15 protein-coding genes are annotated in these 17,702 nt (G+C 61.8%); 13 read left to right on the forward strand and 2 right to left on the reverse strand.

What is annotated here, in order from left to right:
• Positions 1 to 2 precede the first annotated feature (2 nt).
• The 9 genes from murD to lpxC all read left to right on the forward strand — a co-directional run bounded on the left by murD (position 3) and on the right by lpxC (position 10,454).
• A complete protein-coding gene (gene murD / locus NVV93_RS04200) occupies positions 3 to 1,352 on the forward strand; it encodes a UDP-N-acetylmuramoyl-L-alanine--D-glutamate ligase (protein WP_258253198.1) in 1,350 nt (449 codons plus the stop codon).
• An 8-nt stretch (positions 1,353 to 1,360) separates the two neighbouring features.
• On the forward strand, positions 1,361 to 2,584 hold the full coding sequence (gene ftsW / locus NVV93_RS04205) for a putative lipid II flippase FtsW (protein WP_258254285.1): 1,224 nt from the start codon (positions 1,361 to 1,363) through the stop codon (positions 2,582 to 2,584).
• The gene (gene murG, locus NVV93_RS04210; protein ID WP_258253199.1) at positions 2,581 to 3,651 is read left to right on the forward strand and encodes an undecaprenyldiphospho-muramoylpentapeptide beta-N-acetylglucosaminyltransferase; all 1,071 of its coding nucleotides are present in this window, start codon (positions 2,581 to 2,583) and stop codon (positions 3,649 to 3,651) included. Before ftsW ends, murG begins: the two co-directional genes overlap by 4 nt.
• A gap of 28 nt (positions 3,652 to 3,679) precedes the next feature.
• Positions 3,680 to 5,104 carry a UDP-N-acetylmuramate--L-alanine ligase gene (gene murC / locus NVV93_RS04215; RefSeq protein ID WP_258254286.1) on the forward strand — a complete coding sequence of 475 codons (1,425 nt, stop codon included), beginning with the start codon at positions 3,680 to 3,682 and terminating at the stop codon, positions 5,102 to 5,104.
• On the forward strand, positions 5,101 to 6,048 hold the full coding sequence (locus tag NVV93_RS04220) for a D-alanine--D-alanine ligase (RefSeq protein ID WP_258253200.1): 948 nt from the start codon (positions 5,101 to 5,103) through the stop codon (positions 6,046 to 6,048). The genes murC and NVV93_RS04220 overlap by 4 nt, the downstream gene beginning before the upstream one ends.
• A 4-nt stretch (positions 6,049 to 6,052) precedes the next feature.
• Positions 6,053 to 6,931, forward strand: coding sequence for a cell division protein FtsQ/DivIB (locus NVV93_RS04225; protein WP_258253201.1), 879 nt, complete (start codon positions 6,053 to 6,055; stop codon positions 6,929 to 6,931).
• Between the two features lie 18 nt (positions 6,932 to 6,949).
• Complete coding sequence (gene ftsA / locus NVV93_RS04230; protein ID WP_258253202.1) at positions 6,950 to 8,197, forward strand: cell division protein FtsA; 1,248 nt, start codon at positions 6,950 to 6,952, stop codon at positions 8,195 to 8,197.
• Between the two features lie 51 nt (positions 8,198 to 8,248).
• Entirely contained in the window at positions 8,249 to 9,430 is a 1,182-nt protein-coding gene (gene ftsZ, locus NVV93_RS04235) for a cell division protein FtsZ (RefSeq protein ID WP_258253203.1), read from the forward strand.
• 112 nt (positions 9,431 to 9,542) lie between these two features.
• Positions 9,543 to 10,454, forward strand: coding sequence for a UDP-3-O-acyl-N-acetylglucosamine deacetylase (gene lpxC, locus NVV93_RS04240; protein WP_258253204.1), 912 nt, complete (start codon positions 9,543 to 9,545; stop codon positions 10,452 to 10,454).
• A gap of 76 nt (positions 10,455 to 10,530) precedes the next feature.
• Here lpxC and NVV93_RS04245 read toward each other — a convergent pair whose 3' ends face one another.
• Complete coding sequence (locus NVV93_RS04245; RefSeq protein WP_258253205.1) at positions 10,531 to 10,986, reverse strand: DUF721 domain-containing protein; 456 nt, start codon at positions 10,984 to 10,986, stop codon at positions 10,531 to 10,533.
• Between the two features lie 279 nt (positions 10,987 to 11,265).
• Between NVV93_RS04245 and secA the strand changes: the two genes are divergently transcribed.
• The 4 genes from secA (at position 11,266) to NVV93_RS04265 (ending at position 17,017) form a co-directional block, all read left to right on the forward strand.
• Complete coding sequence (gene secA, locus NVV93_RS04250; protein WP_258253206.1) at positions 11,266 to 14,001, forward strand: preprotein translocase subunit SecA; 2,736 nt, start codon at positions 11,266 to 11,268, stop codon at positions 13,999 to 14,001.
• A gap of 113 nt (positions 14,002 to 14,114) precedes the next feature.
• Positions 14,115 to 15,332: a bifunctional glutamate N-acetyltransferase/amino-acid acetyltransferase ArgJ gene (argJ, locus tag NVV93_RS04255; RefSeq protein WP_258253207.1), complete on the forward strand. Its 1,218-nt coding sequence runs from the start codon at positions 14,115 to 14,117 to the stop codon at positions 15,330 to 15,332.
• 102 nt (positions 15,333 to 15,434) lie between these two features.
• Entirely contained in the window at positions 15,435 to 16,061 is a 627-nt protein-coding gene (locus NVV93_RS04260) for a glutathione S-transferase family protein (protein WP_258253208.1), read from the forward strand.
• A 2-nt stretch (positions 16,062 to 16,063) separates the two neighbouring features.
• Positions 16,064 to 17,017, forward strand: a complete 954-nt coding sequence (locus tag NVV93_RS04265; protein ID WP_258253209.1) for a Nudix family hydrolase — start codon at positions 16,064 to 16,066, stop codon at positions 17,015 to 17,017.
• 71 nt (positions 17,018 to 17,088) lie between these two features.
• Here the strand turns inward: NVV93_RS04265 and NVV93_RS04270 are convergent, their stop codons facing one another.
• The gene (locus NVV93_RS04270; RefSeq protein WP_258253210.1) at positions 17,089 to 17,664 is read right to left on the reverse strand and encodes a cob(I)yrinic acid a,c-diamide adenosyltransferase; all 576 of its coding nucleotides are present in this window, start codon (positions 17,662 to 17,664) and stop codon (positions 17,089 to 17,091) included.
• Between the last annotated feature and the right edge of the window lie 38 nt (positions 17,665 to 17,702).

Genomic DNA, 17,702 nt, shown 5'->3' on the forward strand with positions numbered 1-17,702 from the left:
CAGTGTCGTTGATCGCTTCCGACCAATTCCGCATCGTTGTCGGCCTCGGCAAGAGCGGCATGTCCCTGGTGCGCTTCCTGGCGCGTCAGGGCGTGCGCTTTGCCGTGGCCGATAGCCGCGTGAATCCGCCGGAGCTGGCCACCCTGCAACGCGACTATCCGCAGGTCGAAGTGCGCTGCGGCGAGCTGGATGCCGAATTCCTCAGTCGTGCCAGCGAGCTGTACGTCAGCCCCGGCCTGGCCATCGCTACCCCGGCGTTGCAAGAAGCCGCCAAGCGTGGCGTCAAGCTGTCCGGCGATATCGACCTGTTCGCCCGCCACGCTAAGGCGCCAATCGTGGCGATTACCGGATCCAACGCGAAAAGTACGGTGACCAGCCTGGTCGGCGAGATGGCCACGGCCGCCGGCAAGCGCGTCGCGGTGGGTGGCAATCTCGGCACGCCGGCGCTCGATCTGCTGGCCGACGACGTGGAGTTGTACGTCATCGAATTGTCCAGTTTTCAACTGGAAACCACCGATCAACTGAATGCCGAAGTGGCGACCTGCCTGAATGTCAGCGAGGACCACATGGACCGCTACAGCGGTCTGCCGGCCTATCACCTGGCCAAGCATCGGATTTTCCGCGGCGCGCGTCAGGTGGTAGTGAACCGTGATGACGCACTGTCGCGGCCGCTGATCGGTGAAGGTCTGCCGTGCTGGACTTTCGGCCTCGGCAAACCGGACTTCAAACGCTTCGGTCTGTTGGAAGAGGACGGCGTGAAGCACCTGGCTTTCCAGTTCGACAAACTGCTGCCGGTCAGCGAGTTGAAGATTCGCGGTGCGCACAATCAGTCCAACGCCCTGGCGGCGTTGGCGCTCGGGCATGCCGTCGGCCTGCCGTTCGCGCCGATGCTGCAGGCGCTGAAGAGCTTCACTGGTCTGGCGCATCGCTGCCAATGGCTGCGCGAACGCGACGGCGTGAATTACTACGACGACTCCAAGGCCACCAACGTCGGCGCCGCGCTGGCCGCCATCGAAGGCCTGGGCAGCGATATCGCCGGCAAGCTGGTGCTGGTCGCCGGTGGCGATGGCAAGGGGGCCGATTTCACCGCGCTGCGTGCCCCGGTCGAGCGTTTCTGCCGTGCTGTGGTGCTGCTCGGTCGCGATGCCGAACTGCTGGCATCGGCGCTGGGCGACGCCGTACCGCTGCTGCGCGTCGCCTCGCTGGAGGCCGCCGTGCAGCGCGCCGCCGAGTTGGCGCAGCCGGGCGACGCAGTATTGCTGTCGCCCGCCTGTGCCAGCCTCGACATGTTCAAGAATTTCGAGGAGCGCGGACGCTTGTTCGCCCAGGCAGTGGAGGCGCTCAGTCGATGAATCTGTCGCTGCTCAGCTTCCTGCGTCCGTATCCGTCGCCACTCTTCAGTCGGCGCGGCATGGACATGGACTTTCCGCTGCTCGCCGGTTGCCTGGCTCTGCTCGGCCTCGGCCTGGTAATGATCACTTCGGCGTCGTCGGAAGTCGCGGCGGTGCAGTCCGGCAATCCGCTCTATCACATGATCCGCCACCTGATTTATGTGGTGATCGGCCTGGCCGCCTGCGGTCTGACCCTGATGATTCCCATGGCCACTTGGCAGCAAATGGGCGGCAAGCTGCTACTCGGTGCCTTTGCGTTGCTGGTGCTGGTGCTGGTGCCGGGGATTGGCCGGGAGGTCAACGGTTCGATGCGCTGGATCGGCTTCGGCGTGTTCAACGTGCAGCCTTCCGAGCTAGCCAAGATGTTCGTGGTGGTGTTTCTCGCCGGTTATCTGGTGCGCCGCCAGGAAGAAGTGCGGGAGAGCTGGATGGGTTTCTTCAAGCCGTTCATGGTGCTGTTGCCGATGGCCGGTCTGCTGCTGATGGAGCCGGACTTCGGCGCCACGGTGGTGATGATGGGCGCGGCGGCGGCCATGCTGTTTCTCGGCGGGGTCGGCCTGTTCCGCTTTGGCCTGATGGTCGCGCTGGCGGCCGGTGCAGTATTCGCGCTGGTTCAGGCGCAGCCGTATCGGATGGCGCGCCTGACCACCTTCACCGATCCGTGGGCCGACCAGTTCGGCTCGGGTTATCAGCTAACCCAGGCACTGATTGCCTTTGGCCGCGGCGAATGGCTCGGCGTCGGTCTGGGCAACAGCGTCCAGAAACAGTTTTACCTGCCGGAAGCACACACCGACTTCGTCTTCTCGGTACTTGCCGAGGAACTCGGGCTGGTCGGTTCGCTGGTCACCGTCGGGCTCTTCGTGTTCGTCACCGTGCGCGCCTTGTACATCGGCTTGTGGGCTGAAAAGGCCAAGCAACTGTTCTCGGCGTACGTCGCCTACGGCCTGGCATTCCTGTGGATTGGTCAGTTCCTGATCAATATCGGCGTGAATGTCGGCTTGCTGCCGACCAAGGGCCTGACCCTGCCATTTCTGAGTTACGGCGGCAGCTCGCTGGTGATCTGCAGCGTGTGCCTGGGACTGCTTCTGCGCATCGAATGGGAGCGTCGCACCGTGCTAGGTAATGAAGACGTCGAGTTCGCCGAAGACGATTTCGCCGAAGACCACCTGCCATTGCGGGAGGTGCGTCGATGAGCAGCAACGTCCTGATCATGGCTGGCGGTACTGGCGGGCATGTCTTTCCGGCGCTGGCGTGTGCCCGTGAATTCCAGGCGCGCGGCTATACCGTGCATTGGCTGGGCACGCCGCGCGGCATCGAAAATGAACTGGTCCCGCAGGCGGGTCTGCCGCTGCATCTGATCAACGTCAGCGGCCTGCGCGGCAAGGGCCCGCTGGCGCTGCTCAAGGCACCTTTCCAACTGCTCGGCGCGCTGTTGCAGGCACGGCGGATCGTCAAAAGTCTGCAGCCGGTCTGTGTTCTCGGTATGGGCGGCTACGTCACCGGGCCGGGTGGTCTGGCGGCCAAACTGGCCGGCGTGCCGCTGGTCATTCACGAGCAGAATGCCGTGGCCGGCACCGCCAACCGCAGCCTGGCGCTGTTCGCCAAGCGGATCTGCGAGGCCTTCCCGGATACTTTCAAACGTTCGGACAAGCGCCGCACCACGGGCAATCCGGTGCGTGAGGAACTGTTCCTCGAAACGCCGCGCGACACCCTGAATGGTCGCCGTCCGCGCCTGCTGATCCTCGGCGGTAGCCTCGGTGCCGAGCCGCTGAACAAGCTGTTGCCAGCCGCGCTGGCGCAGATCGAACCAGGGTTGCGCCCGGAAGTTGTCCACCAAGCCGGCAAGCAGCACGACGCCTTTACCGCCGAGCGTTACGACGATGTTGGCGTCAAGGCGCACGTGGTGCCGTTCATTCAGGACATGGCCGGCGCGTATGCCTGGGCCGACCTGGTGGTCTGCCGCGCCGGTGCGCTGACGGTTAGCGAACTGGCCGCCGCTGGCCTGCCGTCGTTCCTGGTGCCGCTGCCGCACGCGATCGACGATCACCAAACCCGCAATGCCAAATACCTGGCCGAGGAGGGCGCAGCCGTCCTCCTGCCACAAGCGACCACCGATGCCGAAGATCTGGCCGCGTACCTGACTGAGGTTCTGATGCAACCCGAACGACTTAACAGCATGGGCCGCACTGCGCGGCGCCTGTCCAAGCCCGATGCCACCAATGCGGTGGTCGATATCTGTCTGGAGGTGGCCCGTGGTTGAGAGTAAGAAAGCCGCGCCGCATCCGGAGATGCGCCGCATCCGCCGTATTCACTTTGTCGGCATCGGTGGTGCCGGTATGTGCGGTATCGCCGAAGTGCTGCTGAACCTCGGTTATGAAGTGTCGGGTTCCGACCTCAAGGCCTCGCCAGTTACCGAGCGCCTGGAAAACTTCGGTGCGCAGATTTTCATCGGCCACCGCGCGGAAAACGCCGCCAGCGCCGACGTGCTGGTGGTGTCCAGCGCCATCAATACCGCCAACCCGGAAGTCGCCACCGCGCTGGAACGGCGTATTCCGGTGGTGCCGCGCGCGGAAATGCTCGCCGAGTTGATGCGCTATCGGCATGGCATCGCCGTCGCCGGCACGCACGGTAAGACCACCACCACCAGCCTGATCGCCTCGGTATTCGCCGCGGGCGGCCTGGACCCGACTTTCGTCATCGGCGGCCGCTTGAACGCGGCGGGCACCAACGCCCAGCTCGGCACCAGCCGCTATCTGGTAGCTGAAGCCGATGAGAGCGACGCGAGCTTCCTGCATCTGCAGCCGATGGTCGCGGTGGTCACCAATATCGACATGGACCACATGAGCACCTACGAGGGCGACTTCAACAAACTGAAGAAGACCTTCGTTGAATTCCTCCATAACCTGCCGTTCTACGGTCTGGCGGTGGTCTGCATCGATGATCCGGTAGTGCGTGAAATCCTCCCGCAGATCGCCCGTCCGACCATGACCTACGGCATCAGCGAAGGCGCCGATGTGCGCGCCATCAATATTCGCCAAGACGGCATGCTGACCTATTTCACCGTACTGCGCGCCGGTCGCGAGCCGCTTGATGTGTCGGTGAACATGCCTGGCAACCACAACGTATTGAACGCTTTGGCGACTATCGCCATCGCCACCGACGAAGGCATCGATGATGCCGCGATCTTCCAGGGCCTGTCCGGGTTCCAGGGTGTCGGTCGGCGCTTCCAGGTATATGGCGAGCTGCCCGTCGACGGCGGCAGCGTAATGCTGGTCGACGACTACGGTCACCATCCGCGCGAAGTGGCAGCCGTGATCAAGGCCGTGCGCGGTGGTTGGCCGGAGCGTCGCCTGGTGATGGTCTACCAGCCGCACCGCTACAGCCGTACCCGTGACCTGTACGACGACTTCGTGCAGGTGCTGACCGACGCCAATGTGCTGCTGTTGCTGGAGGTCTATCCGGCCGGCGAAGAGCCGATTCCCGGCGCCGATAGCCGCCAGCTGTGCCACAGCATTCGCCAGCGCGGCCAACTCGATCCGATCTACGTCGAACGTGGCACCGAGATGGCGCCACTGATCAAACCGCTGCTGCGCGCTGGCGACATCCTGCTCTGCCAGGGTGCCGGCGATATCGGCGGGGTAGCCCCGCAACTGTTGCAAAGTCCGTTGTTTGCCGGCGCCCAACCAGCGGCTGCCGTGAGGAAGTCGAAATGAGTGCCAGCTTGAAATCCACCCTCGAACCCCGGGCGTTCGGTCGTGTCGCCGTGCTGTTCGGCGGCAAGAGCGCCGAGCGTGAGGTATCGCTGAAATCCGGGCAGGCCGTGCTGGAGGCGCTGCAAAGCGCCGGCGTGGATGCTTTCGGGATCGATGTCGGCGGCGACTTCCTGCAGCGTCTGGCGGCGAAAAAAATCGATCGCGCGTTCATCGTGCTGCACGGTCGCGGCGGTGAAGACGGCAGCATGCAGGGTCTGCTCGAATGCCTGGAAATCCCTTACACCGGCAGCGGTGTGCTGGCCTCGGCACTGGCCATGGACAAGCTGCGCACTAAGCAGGTGTGGCAGAGCCTTGGGTTGTCGACGCCGCGTCATGCGGTCTTGGCCAATGCCGACGACTGCCATGCCGCTGCTGCGGAACTGGGCTTCCCGCTGATCGTCAAACCGGCCCATGAAGGTTCCAGTATTGGCATGGCCAAAGTGCACGACGTCGCCGAATTGATTACTGCCTGGCAGACCGCCAGCCGTTACGACGCGCAGGTTCTGGTCGAGCAATGGATCCATGGTCCGGAATTCACCATCGCGGTATTGCGTGGCGAAGTGCTGCCGCCGATCCGTTTGGGTACCCCGCACACATTCTATGACTACGACGCCAAGTACCTGGCCGATGATACCCAGTATCAGATTCCGTGCGGCCTCGACAGCGCCAAGGAAGAAGAACTCAAGGAACTGACCCGTCGCGCCTGCGAAGCGGTCGGTATCCAGGGTTGGGCCCGCGCCGATGTCATGCAGGATGCGGCTGGGCGTTTCTGGCTGCTCGAAGTGAATACCGTGCCCGGCATGACCGATCACAGCCTGGTGCCGATGGCCGCTCGCGCCGCCGGCCTGGATTTCCAGCAACTGGTGTTGGCGATTCTTGCCGACAGCGTCACCAGCAGGAGCTAAGGCTATGCACGGCGCCGCTACTCTCCGCTATCAGCAACCGATCCCCGGCCGCGCGCCTGCGGCCAAGTCGGGGCAGCGGGGTGCCAGCCGGATGGTGGCCAAGGAGTCGCTGGCCGCGCGCCTGCCAAGACCCAATGTGTCGCTGATCAAACGGTTGTTCTGGCCGCTCGTGCTGCTGGCGTTGGCCTTCGGCACGTACGAGCTGGGGCAGCGCCTGCTGCCGTACGCCGATCGGCCGATCAGCAAAATCAGCGTCAAGGGTGAGCTCAGCTACCTCAACCAACAGTCGGTGCAGGAGCGTCTCGCGCCGTTCATTGCGGCGAGCTTCTTCAGCGTCGATCTGGCCGGCATGCGCGCCGAACTCGAACGCATGCCGTGGATTGCCCATGCCGAAGTGCGTCGGGTATGGCCGGATCAGGTGTCGATTCGTCTCGAGGAGCAGCTGCCGGTGGCGCGCTGGGGCGATGAAGCCTTGCTCAACAACCAAGGCCAGGCCTTCACCCCGCGTGAGCTGAGTCACTACGAAAACCTGCCGCAGTTGGTTGGGCCGCAACGCGCCCAAGAGCAGGTCATGCAGCAGTACCAGGTACTCAGTCAGATGCTTCGGCCGTTGGGTTTCTCGATCGTCCGTCTGGAATTGCGCGATCGCGGTAGCTGGTTTTTGACCGCCAATATCAATGGTGCCGATCAAAGCTTCGAGCTGTTGCTGGGCCGCGACCATCTGGTGGAAAAGATGCGTCGATTCATCAGCATCTACGGCAGCACCCTGAAAGAACAGATTACGAATATTGCGCGCATCGATCTGCGCTACTCCAACGGCCTAGCCGTGACGTGGCGTGAACCGAGCGTGACTGCGGCGGACAAAACCGTCGCAGTGAAGTGAATTAGGAGAAGCGACAACATGGCAAACGTGCAGAGCGGCAAAATGATCGTCGGCCTCGATATTGGCACCTCCAAAGTGGTGGCGCTGGTAGGCGAGGTAGCGGCTGACGGTCAGTTGGAAGTCGTCGGCATTGGCACGCACCCTTCGCGGGGCTTGAAGAAAGGCGTGGTGGTCAACATCGAGTCGACCGTGCAGTCGATCCAGCGCGCGGTGGAAGAAGCACAGATGATGGCCGGCTGCCGGATTCACTCGGCGTTCGTCGGCGTCGCCGGCAATCACATTCGCAGCCTGAACTCCCATGGCATCGTCGCCATCCGCGACCGTGAAGTGAGCCCGGCGGACCTCGAGCGAGTGCTTGATGCCGCTCAGGCCGTGGCCATTCCGGCGGATCAGCGGGTGCTGCACACCCTGCCGCAGGATTACGTGATCGATAACCAGGAAGGCGTGCGTGAGCCGCTGGGCATGTCCGGTGTGCGCCTGGAAGCCAAAGTGCATGTCGTCACCTGTGCGGTGAATGCGGCGCAGAACATCGAGAAATGCGTGCGTCGCTGTGGTCTGGAAGTCGACGACATCATTCTCGAACAACTGGCCTCGGCCTATTCGGTACTCACCGACGACGAGAAGGAACTGGGCGTGTGCCTGGTCGATATCGGCGGTGGGACCACCGATATGGCGATCTTCACCGAAGGCGCGATTCGCCACACCGCGGTGATTCCAATCGCCGGCGATCAGGTCACCAATGACATCGCCATGGCGTTGCGCACGCCAACCCAGTATGCCGAAGAAATCAAGATTCGTTATGCTTGCGCCCTGGCCAAACTGGCCGGCGCCGGGGAGACCATCAAGGTTCCCAGTGTTGGCGATCGACCGCCGCGCGAACTGTCGCGCCAAGCCTTGGCCGAAGTCGTCGAGCCGCGCTATGACGAGCTGTTCACCCTGATTCAGGCTGAACTGCGCCGCAGCGGCTACGAAGACCTGATCCCCGCCGGGATCGTGCTCACCGGTGGCACCGCCAAGATGGAAGGCGCTGTCGAGCTGGCCGAGGAAATCTTTCATATGCCGGTACGCCTGGGTGTACCGCACGGAGTCAAAGGACTGGCTGACGTGGTACGCAATCCCATCTATTCCACGGGCGTTGGCCTGTTGCTCTACGGGCTGCAAAAGCAGTCCGACGGCATCGCCATGTCCGGTTTCGGCAGTTTCAACGACGAACCAAAGACACCTGTACTGGAACGGCTGAAACGCTGGGTTCAGGGCAATTTTTGATGTTCCACCGCAGTAGGCGTTACAACTAAGAAAAGCAAAGGAGAGGGGAAAATGTTCGAGCTCGTAGACAACATCCCGCAGAGTGCAGTCATCAAGGTAATCGGCGTGGGCGGCGGCGGCGGTAATGCCGTTAACCACATGACCCAAAGCAACATTGAAGGCGTCGAGTTCATCTGCGCCAACACCGATGCGCAGGCATTGAAAAATGTCGGTGCGCGTACCGTGCTGCAACTGGGCACCGGTGTCACCAAGGGCCTGGGCGCTGGCGCCAACCCGGAAGTCGGCCGTCAGGCTGCAATGGAAGACCGCGAGCGCATCGCCGAAGTGCTGCAAGGCACCGACATGGTCTTCATCACCACTGGCATGGGTGGCGGTACCGGTACCGGTGCGGCGCCGATCATTGCCGAAGTGGCCAAGGAAATGGGCATTCTCACCGTGGCAGTGGTGACCCGTCCGTTCCCGTTCGAAGGTCGCAAGCGCATGCTGATCGCCGAAGAAGGTATTCGCTCGCTGTCCGCCAGCGTCGACTCGTTGATCACTATCCCCAACGAGAAGCTGCTAACCATCCTCGGTAAAGATGCCAGCCTGTTGGCCGCTTTTGCCAAGGCTGACGATGTGCTGGCCGGTGCTGTTCGCGGTATCTCCGACATCATCAAACGTCCGGGCATGATCAACGTCGACTTCGCCGACGTGAAAACCGTGATGAGCGAGATGGGCATGGCGATGATGGGCACTGGCTGCGCCAGCGGTCCGAACCGCGCCCGTGAAGCGACCGAAGCGGCGATTCGCAACCCGTTGCTGGAAGACGTCAACCTGCAAGGTGCGCGCGGTATTCTGGTCAACATCACCGCCGGTCCGGATTTGTCCCTCGGCGAGTACTCCGACGTCGGCAACATCATTGAGCAATTCGCGTCCGAGCACGCCACCGTCAAGGTCGGCACCGTGATCGACCCGGACATGCGCGATGAGTTGCATGTCACTGTAGTGGCCACCGGTCTGGGCGCGAAAATCGAGAAGCCGGTCAAAGTTGTCGACAATACCGTGCAAACCGCCGCCATTGCTGCGCCGGCCGCTACTCGTCCGGAACAGCCCTCGGTCAATTACAAGGATTACGAACGTCCTACCGTGCAGCGCCAGAGCCACGCGGGTGCCGCGACTGCGGCCAAGCTGAATGCTCATGACGATCTGGATTATCTGGATATTCCAGCCTTCCTGCGTCGCCAGGCCGATTAATGAAATGTATCAGGAGTATTGGGGTGATTAGTGTTCACCAAAGGCCGGTTCTGCTATCATCGCCGGCCATTGTTGAAAACAATTCGCAACTAGTGCTATAGCGGCCAAAGCCATGATCAGACAACGCACCCTGAAGAACATTATCCGTGCTACGGGCGTCGGCCTGCATTCCGGGGAAAAGGTTTACCTGACCCTGAAGCCGGCACCTGTAGATACCGGAATCGTGTTCCGTCGTACCGACTTGGATCCTGTCGTAGAAATTCGCGCACGGGCTGAAAACGTCGGGGAAACCACCATGTCGACCACGTTGGTCAATGGTGATGTCAAGGTGGACACCGTGGAGCACCTGCTTTCGGCCATGGCAGGCCTGGGCATCGATAACGCCTACGTCGAACTCTCCGCGTCCGAAGTGCCGATCATGGATGGCAGTGCTGGGCCCTTTGTATTCCTGATTCAATCCGCTGGTTTGCAAGAGCAGGAAGCGGCCAAGCAGTTCATCCGCATCACCCGCGAAGTGAGCGTGGAAGAGGGCGATAAGCGCGCCACTTTCGTGCCCTTCGATGGTTTTAAGGTGAGCTTCGAGATCGACTTCGATCACCCAGTTTTCCGCAATCGCACTCAGCAGGCTTCGGTCGACTTCTCCAGCACGTCTTTTGTGAAGGAAGTCAGTCGCGCCCGTACCTTCGGGTTCATGAGTGATATCGAACTGTTGCGTTCGCAGAATCTGGCGCTCGGTGGCAGTGTGGAGAACGCCATCGTGGTCGATGAGAACCGCGTACTCAATGAAGACGGCCTGCGTTACGAGGACGAATTCGTTAAGCACAAAATTCTCGATGCCATTGGCGATCTCTATTTGCTCGGCAACAGCCTGATCGGCGAATTCCGCGGCTTCAAGTCCGGTCACGCGTTAAACAACCGTTTGCTGCGCACACTGATCGCTCAGACCGATGCGTGGGAAGTGGTGACTTTTGACGATATCAAGAGCGCGCCCATTTCCTACATGCGTCCAGTCGCAGCAGGTTAAGCAAGACTCTCTCTTGTCGTAGTTTTTTAAGGCCACCTTCGGGTGGCCTTTTTTATGGGGCTGGTTTTGCCGTTATTTAGTCGCCAGTTTTGCCACGACTGGCCAGTCGCTCAAGAGCAGCACGTAACTTGGGGTCGCTGATGCCGTCTGCGGTTTCTTGGATGCTTTCTGCAGCCTGAGCTGAAAGATTTACGGTGCGTGCCGGACCGCGTGAATTGCCTGCGGGTGGTTGGACTTTGATGAGAATCCGGGAAAGATTGGCGAATTCGTCGAGCGCCTGTAGTTGACGCTGCAAGCGTCGTTGCTGATAACGCAGGCGAGTAGCCCAGTGTCCATCATCGACAATCAGCAGTAGGCAGCCTTCGCGCCATGAGGCGACACGACAATGTTCCCGGGCAGCCGGCTGCAATTGCTCATCGAGCAGGTGCTGCAGGCGGGTCAGGCGTTCGGCCTGGTCGACCAATGCCTTCAGCGGCTTGGTCTCGCGCAGCAGCGTCGCAGGAGGCCGAGCGGACAGCGGACGGAAGGTCATGGCAATGTGCCTGGGAGTGGCGGAGTCCAGATGTTATCAGAAACTACCCGGCTAGCCGCTGCGGGTGGGTAACGCCACGGCCTCTGTGTTGCCGGTGAGCTGGTGAAGGGAGCGCAACGTTGTTTCGGCAAGGCTGCCGCTACAGTAGTGATGCGCGGAATAAGGCTACTTTCCTCGCCAACGTTTCCGGGTAGAATGCCGGCTTCGCATGCAGCCATGAGGCTGCGCGGGCGACTCACGGGGCCGCCCTCCATCCATAGTGTGGAAGATCCTGTCGATATGTTTGCGCCTTTGTTGAAGAAACTCTTTGGAAGCAGGAACGAGCGTGAAGTCAAACGCATGCTCAAGACGGTGCAAACCGCTAACTCTTTTGAAGAGCAGATGCTGGCTCTGTCCGATGAACAATTACGGGCCAAAACAGAGGAATTCAAAGCGCGGCTGAAGCAGGGCGAAACCCTCGACCAGTTGTTGCCCGAAGCGTTCGCGGTAGCCCGTGAGGCCGGTAAGCGCATCATGGGCATGCGCCATTTTGATGTGCAGCTGATCGGTGGCATGACGCTGCATGAAGGCACCATCGCCGAGATGCGTACCGGCGAAGGCAAGACCCTGGTGGCAACCCTCGCGGTGTACCTCAATGCGCTGACCGGCAAGGGCGTGCATGTGATCACGGTGAACGATTACCTGGCCCGCCGCGACGCCAACTGGATGCGTCCGCTGTATGAGTTCCTCGGTATGTCGGTTGGCGTGGTTACCCCGTTCATGCCGCCGGAAGAGAAGCGTGAGGCCTACGCGGCCGATATCACCTACGGCACCAACAACGAATTCGGTTTCGATTACCTGCGCGACAACATGGCCTTCAGCCTGGAAGAGAAATTCCAGCGCGAGCTGCATTTTGCCGTGATCGACGAAGTCGACTCGATTCTCATCGACGAAGCGCGTACGCCGCTGATCATTTCCGGTCAGGCCGAAGACAGCTCCAAGCTGTATATCCAGATTAATCAGCTGATCCCGAAGCTGACTCAGCACATCGAGGAAGTCGAAGGACAGGTGACTCAGGAAGGTCACTACTCGGTTGACGAGAAGACCCGCCAGGTCGAGCTGAACGAGCAAGGCCATCAGTTCATCGAGGACATGCTGTCCCAGGCCGGACTGCTCGGCGAAGGGGAAAGCCTGTATTCGGCGCACAACCTCGGCCTACTGACCCATGTGTACGCTGCGCTGCGCGCTCACGCGCTGTTCCATCGCAATGTCGAGTACATCGTGCAGAACGATCAGGTGCTGCTGATCGATGAGCACACCGGCCGGACCATGCCAGGTCGCCGGCTCTCCGAGGGCCTGCATCAAGCGATCGAGGCCAAGGAAAACCTGCCGATTCAGGCCGAGAGCCAGACCCTGGCGTCGACCACCTTCCAGAACTATTTCCGTCTGTACGACAAGCTCTCCGGCATGACCGGTACCGCCGACACCGAGGCATTCGAATTCCGCCAGATCTATGGTCTGGACGTGAAGGTCATTCCCACCCACCGTGCCGTGGCCCGTAAGGACTTCAACGATCTGGTGTATCTGACCCAGGCCGAGAAGTACGAAGCGATCATCGCCGACATCAAGGAATGCCAGGCCAGCGGTCGCCCGGTGCTGGTCGGTACCGCCTCGATCGAAAGCTCCGAATATGTCGATCAGCTGCTGATCAAGGCAGGCATCGAGCACAAGGTACTGAACGCCAAGTACCACGAAAAAGAAGCGGAAATCATTGCCCAAGCCGGCCGTCCGGGTGCGGTAACCATCGCCACCAACATGGCGGGTCGCGGTACCGACATCCTGCTGGGTGGTAACTGGGAGGCCGAAGTGGCCGCTCTGGAAAACCATAGCGAAGAGCAGGTCGCGCAGATCAAAGCCGACTGGCAGAAGCGTCACCAGCAAGTCATCGAAGCCGGTGGTTTGCATGTAATCGCCAGCGAGCGCCATGAATCGCGGCGTATCGACAACCAGCTGCGTGGCCGTTCCGGCCGTCAGGGTGACCCGGGCTCAAGCCGTTTCTACCTATCGCTGGAAGACAACCTGATGCGTATCTTCGCCTCCGACCGGGTGAAGAACTTCATGAAGGCTTTGGGCATGCAGCAAGGCGAAGCGATCGAGCATCGCATGGTCAGCAATGCCATCGAGAAGGCGCAGCGCAAAGTCGAAGGCCGCAACTTCGATATTCGTAAGCAGCTCCTCGAGTTCGACGATGTGAACAACGAGCAGCGCAAAGTGATTTATCACATGCGCAACACCTTGCTGGCGTCTGCCGAAATTGGCGAGACTATCGCCGAGTTCCGTCAGGACGTGCTCAACGCCACTTTCCATCAGCACATTCCTCCGCAATCGCTGCCTGAGCAGTGGGACGTGGCCGGCCTGGAGGCCGCGCTGAACAGCGATTTCTCCATCAAGCTGCCGATTCAGCAGTGGCTCGACGAAGACGACCATCTGTACGAGGAGCCGTTGCGCGAGCGCATCCTCGAAGCATTGTTGGCGGCCTACAACGAGAAGGAAGACATGGCCAGCGCCGACGCGCTGCGCACCTTTGAGAAGCAGATTCTCCTGCGTGTGCTCGATGATCTGTGGAAAGACCACCTGTCGACCATGGATCACCTGCGTCACGGCATTCACCTGCGCGGCTATGCGCAGAAGAACCCCAAGCAGGAGTACAAGCGCGAGTCCTTCAATCTGTTCCAGGAGCTGCTCGATTCGATCAAGCGCGACACCATCCGTGTGCTGTCGCACGTGCAGGTGCGCCGCGAGGACCCGATCGAAGAGGAAGCCCGTCTGCGTCGCGAAGCCGAGCAGATGGCTCAGCGCATGCAGTTCCAGCACGCCGAAGTCTCCGCGCTGGATCAGCCGGAAGCCATGGCCGAAGAGGGCGACGTCGCCGTTGTCACCACACCGGTGCGCGTCGAGCCGAAGATTGGTCGCAACGAGCTCTGCCCGTGCGGTTCCGGCAAGAAGTACAAGCATTGTCACGGGCAAGTCGGCTAACGCCGCACTGACCTCATCCCACGCCGCGACCGGCCTTGCCGCTCGCGGCGTTTTTGCCTCGATTGCAGCCGCCCCGCGCGGCTACCCATCGCACATTACAAGGAGCGCACTCCATGGCTGTTGGTCTTGGTCCCCTGCCTACCCTGCACCCGGTTCCCGGTTTTGAACTCGGCATTGCCTCGGCCGGCATCAAGCGCCCCGGGCGCAAGGATGTAGTGGTTATGCGCTGCGCCGAAGGCTCCAGCGTGGCGGGCGTATTCACTCTCAACGCGTTCTGCGCGGCGCCGGTGATCCTGGCCAAGAAGCGTGTGCTTGGCCCAGTACGCTATTTGCTGACCAACACCGGCAATGCCAATGCCGGGACTGGTGAACCAGGTTTGGCTGCGGCCGCGCGTACCTGCGCCAGTCTGGCGGCAATGGCCAAGGTGGAAGAAAACTCCGTGCTGCCATTTTCCACCGGGGTTATCGGCGAGCCGCTACCAGTAGAAAAAATCGAAAGCGCGCTGCAAGCGGCGCTGGATGACCTGTCGGTCGACAACTGGGCGGCTGCGGCCACCGGCATCATGACCACCGATACCCTGCCCAAGGGCGCCAGCCGGCAGTTCGTCCAGGACGGCGTGACCGTCACCGTCACTGGTATCAGCAAGGGTGCCGGGATGATCAAACCGAACATGGCGACCATGCTTGGCTACATCGCCACCGACGCCAAGGTCGCCCAAGGCGTGCTGCAGGATTTGCTGCGCGATGCGGCGAACAAGTCCTTCAATCGCATCACCATCGACGGCGATACCTCGACCAACGACTGCTGCATGCTGATCGCCACCGGTCAGGCGGCTCTGCCGGAGGTCACTCAGGCCAGCGGCGCGCTGTTCGCCGCGCTCAAGCAGGCGGTGTTCGAAGTGTGCATGGAGGTTGCTCAGGCCATCGTGCGTGACGGCGAAGGCGCGACCAAGTTCGTTACCGTGCAGGTCAACGGTGGCGCCACGCATCAAGAGTGCCTCGACGTCGGTTACGCCGTGGCGCATTCGCCGCTGATCAAGACCGCGCTGTTCGCCTCCGATCCGAACTGGGGGCGGATTCTCGCTGCGGTCGGCCGGGCCGGCGTCGCGCAACTGGATGTCAGCAAGATCGACGTCTTCCTCGGCGATGTGTGCATCGCCAGCCAGGGTTGCCGCGCGGCGACCTATACCGAAGCGCAGGGCGCCAAGGTGATGGCCGAGGAAGAGATCGGCATCCGCATCGAGTTGGGCCGCGGCAACTGCAGCGAGACGATCTGGACCACCGACTTGTCCCACGAGTACGTGAAGATCAACGCCGAGTACCGCACCTGATCGGCGTGCCCGACGCCGGGCGTAGTTTGGGTCGATAATCGAGGGGCGCTACGGCGCCCCGTTTTATTGACGCTCTCTCTCAGGCACTACAGGAGTTTGCAGATGAGCTTTGAATTGGTGATTGGTGACAAAACCTATTCGTCCTGGTCGCTGCGCAGCGCCTTGGCTCTGGAGCTAGCCGGCGTGCCGTATGACGAGCGGTTGATTCGTCTCAACCGTGCCGATACCCATGAGCGGATTCTCGAGCACTCGCCAAGCGGCAAGGTGCCGCTGCTGAAGACCGAGGAAGGTCCGATCTGGGACACTCTGGCAATTGGCGAGTACCTCGCCGAGCGCTTCCCCGAGGCCCATCTGTGGCCGCGCGGCCAGTATGCGCGGGCGATTGCCCGCGCGGTCTGCGCCGAGATGCACAGTGGCTTCGTGCCGCTGCGTAGTCATATGCCGATGGATCTCAAGCGCGATCAGGCGCTCGACGTGGTGCCCGCTGAGGTGCTCGCGGATATCCAGCGCATCGTCGAAATCTGGCAGCAGTGCCGGACCCAGTTTGGCCAGGACGGCCCGTATCTGTTTGGCCATGCCAGTCTCGCCGATGCCTTTTTTGCCCCCGTGGCCAGCCGCCTGCGCAGTTATCGCGTCGCCTTGCCGACGGACGCGGCGGCCTATGTCGATACCATCTACCAGTGGCCAGCCTTCAAGCGTTGGCTCGAGGCAGCCTTGGAGGAAAGTTGAAGGTGAAACGCATCCATGTAGCGGCAGCGGTGATTCGCGATGCGGCAGGTCGGGTCCTGCTGGCCCGGCGGGCCAACGATAAACACCAGGGTGGCTTGTGGGAGTTCCCGGGCGGCAAAGTCGAAGACGAGGAAACCGTGCAAGCGGCGCTGCGTCGGGAGCTGGCCGAGGAGCTGGGCATCCGGGTTACCGCCGCGCGCCCGCTGATCCAGGTCCGCCATGATTACTCGGACAAGCATGTGCTGCTGGATGTCTGGGAAGTCTCGGCGTTCGACGGTGAGGCGCATGGCGCCGAGGGTCAGCCGCTGGCCTGGGTCGGTCCGCGGCAGCTCGGCGATTATGATTTTCCGGCGGCCAATCGGCCGATCGTCGCGGCGGCACGCTTGCCATCCCAGTATCTGATCACCCCGGATAATCTTGAACCCAAGGAGTTGCTGGAGGGCTTGCGCCGCGCGTTGGCCAGCGGCATCAAGCTGGTTCAGCTACGCGCGCCAAACATGTACAGCCCGGATTATCGCGATCTGGCCGTGGATGCCGTGGGGCTTTGCGCCGGCAAGGCGCAACTGATGCTCAAGGGGCCGCTGGAGTGGCTGGGCGATTTTCCTGCCGCCGGCTGGCATCTGACTGCCGAGCAACTGCGCAAATACGCGCCGCACGGGCGTCCGTTCCCGGTGGACCGCTGGCTGTCGGCCTCCTGCCATAGCGCCGAGGAACTGGAGTTGGCGGCGCGTATGGGCGTGGACTTTGTCACCCTGTCGCCAGTACAGGCGACCGAGACGCACCCCGAGGCGACGCCGTTGGGTTGGGACGCCGCTCGTGAGTTGATCGCCAATTTCAGCCAGCCGGTGTTTCTGCTCGGTGGCGTTGGCGCAGCTGACAGTGAGCGCGCCTGGCAAACCGGGGCGCAGGGCGTGGCGGGGATTCGCGCGTTCTGGCCAGACAACCTGTCGGCCTGAACATGTAGCCCGGATGCAATCCGGGGGAAGCAGAGCATTTTCGCTCCCCGGATTGCATCCGGGCTACATCACTACGGTTTCGGTGCTGCCTGCCACAGTACTTCGTTGATTTGCGTGCGCCTGGCAATCAACCGGGCGGCGACGAACAGCAGGTCGGACAGGCGGTTGATGTACGCCAGTGCGACCGCGCCCAGCGGTTCCAGGGCATTCAACTCTTGGCAGCGGCGCTCGGCGCTGCGCGCTTGGCTGCGGCACACGTGGGCCTGCGCCACCAATGCCGAGCCGCCGGGCAGGATGAAGTTTTCCAGCGGTCCGACTTCCTCATTCCAACCGTCAATGGCGGTTTCCAGACGCTGGACTTCGGCCTGATCGAGCGCCTGATACGCCGGCATCGCCAATTCACCACCGAGATCGAACAGCCGATGCTGGCAAGGGCCGAGCACGTCGAGCAGCTCGCTCATGCCCGGCCACATGGCTTCTTCCTCGGCCAGCGCGGCGAGCAGCAGACCGAGTTGGCTGTTGAGCAGGTCTAGCTCGCCAATCGCCTCTATGCGCGGATGGTCTTTGGGCACCCGCCGGCCATCGCCGAGGCCGGTCTGCCCGGCATCGCCGGTGCGGGTATAAATCTTGGTCAGTCGGTAACCCATGCTGTGTTCTCGAAAGTGGCTTGCGGGTGAACGAGGTG

This window comes from Pseudomonas sp. LS44 (genome assembly GCF_024730785.1).
GTDB lineage: Bacteria > Pseudomonadota > Gammaproteobacteria > Pseudomonadales > Pseudomonadaceae > Aquipseudomonas.

Coding starts and splice junctions, on each gene's coding strand:
- NVV93_RS04245 (WP_258253205.1), bottom strand. CDS start 10,986: ATGACCTTCCGTCCGCTGTCCGCTCGGCCTCCTGCGACGCTGCTGCGC.
- argJ (WP_258253207.1), top strand. CDS start 14,115: ATGGCTGTTGGTCTTGGTCCCCTGCCTACCCTGCACCCGGTTCCCGGT.
- NVV93_RS04270 (WP_258253210.1), bottom strand. CDS start 17,664: ATGGGTTACCGACTGACCAAGATTTATACCCGCACCGGCGATGCCGGG.
- NVV93_RS04220 (WP_258253200.1), top strand. CDS start 5,101: ATGAGTGCCAGCTTGAAATCCACCCTCGAACCCCGGGCGTTCGGTCGT.
- lpxC (WP_258253204.1), top strand. CDS start 9,543: ATGATCAGACAACGCACCCTGAAGAACATTATCCGTGCTACGGGCGTC.
- murC (WP_258254286.1), top strand. CDS start 3,680: ATGCGCCGCATCCGCCGTATTCACTTTGTCGGCATCGGTGGTGCCGGT.
- NVV93_RS04225 (WP_258253201.1), top strand. CDS start 6,053: ATGCACGGCGCCGCTACTCTCCGCTATCAGCAACCGATCCCCGGCCGC.
- NVV93_RS04260 (WP_258253208.1), top strand. CDS start 15,435: ATGAGCTTTGAATTGGTGATTGGTGACAAAACCTATTCGTCCTGGTCG.
- secA (WP_258253206.1), top strand. CDS start 11,266: ATGTTTGCGCCTTTGTTGAAGAAACTCTTTGGAAGCAGGAACGAGCGT.
- ftsZ (WP_258253203.1), top strand. CDS start 8,249: ATGTTCGAGCTCGTAGACAACATCCCGCAGAGTGCAGTCATCAAGGTA.
- murG (WP_258253199.1), top strand. CDS start 2,581: ATGAGCAGCAACGTCCTGATCATGGCTGGCGGTACTGGCGGGCATGTC.
- ftsA (WP_258253202.1), top strand. CDS start 6,950: ATGGCAAACGTGCAGAGCGGCAAAATGATCGTCGGCCTCGATATTGGC.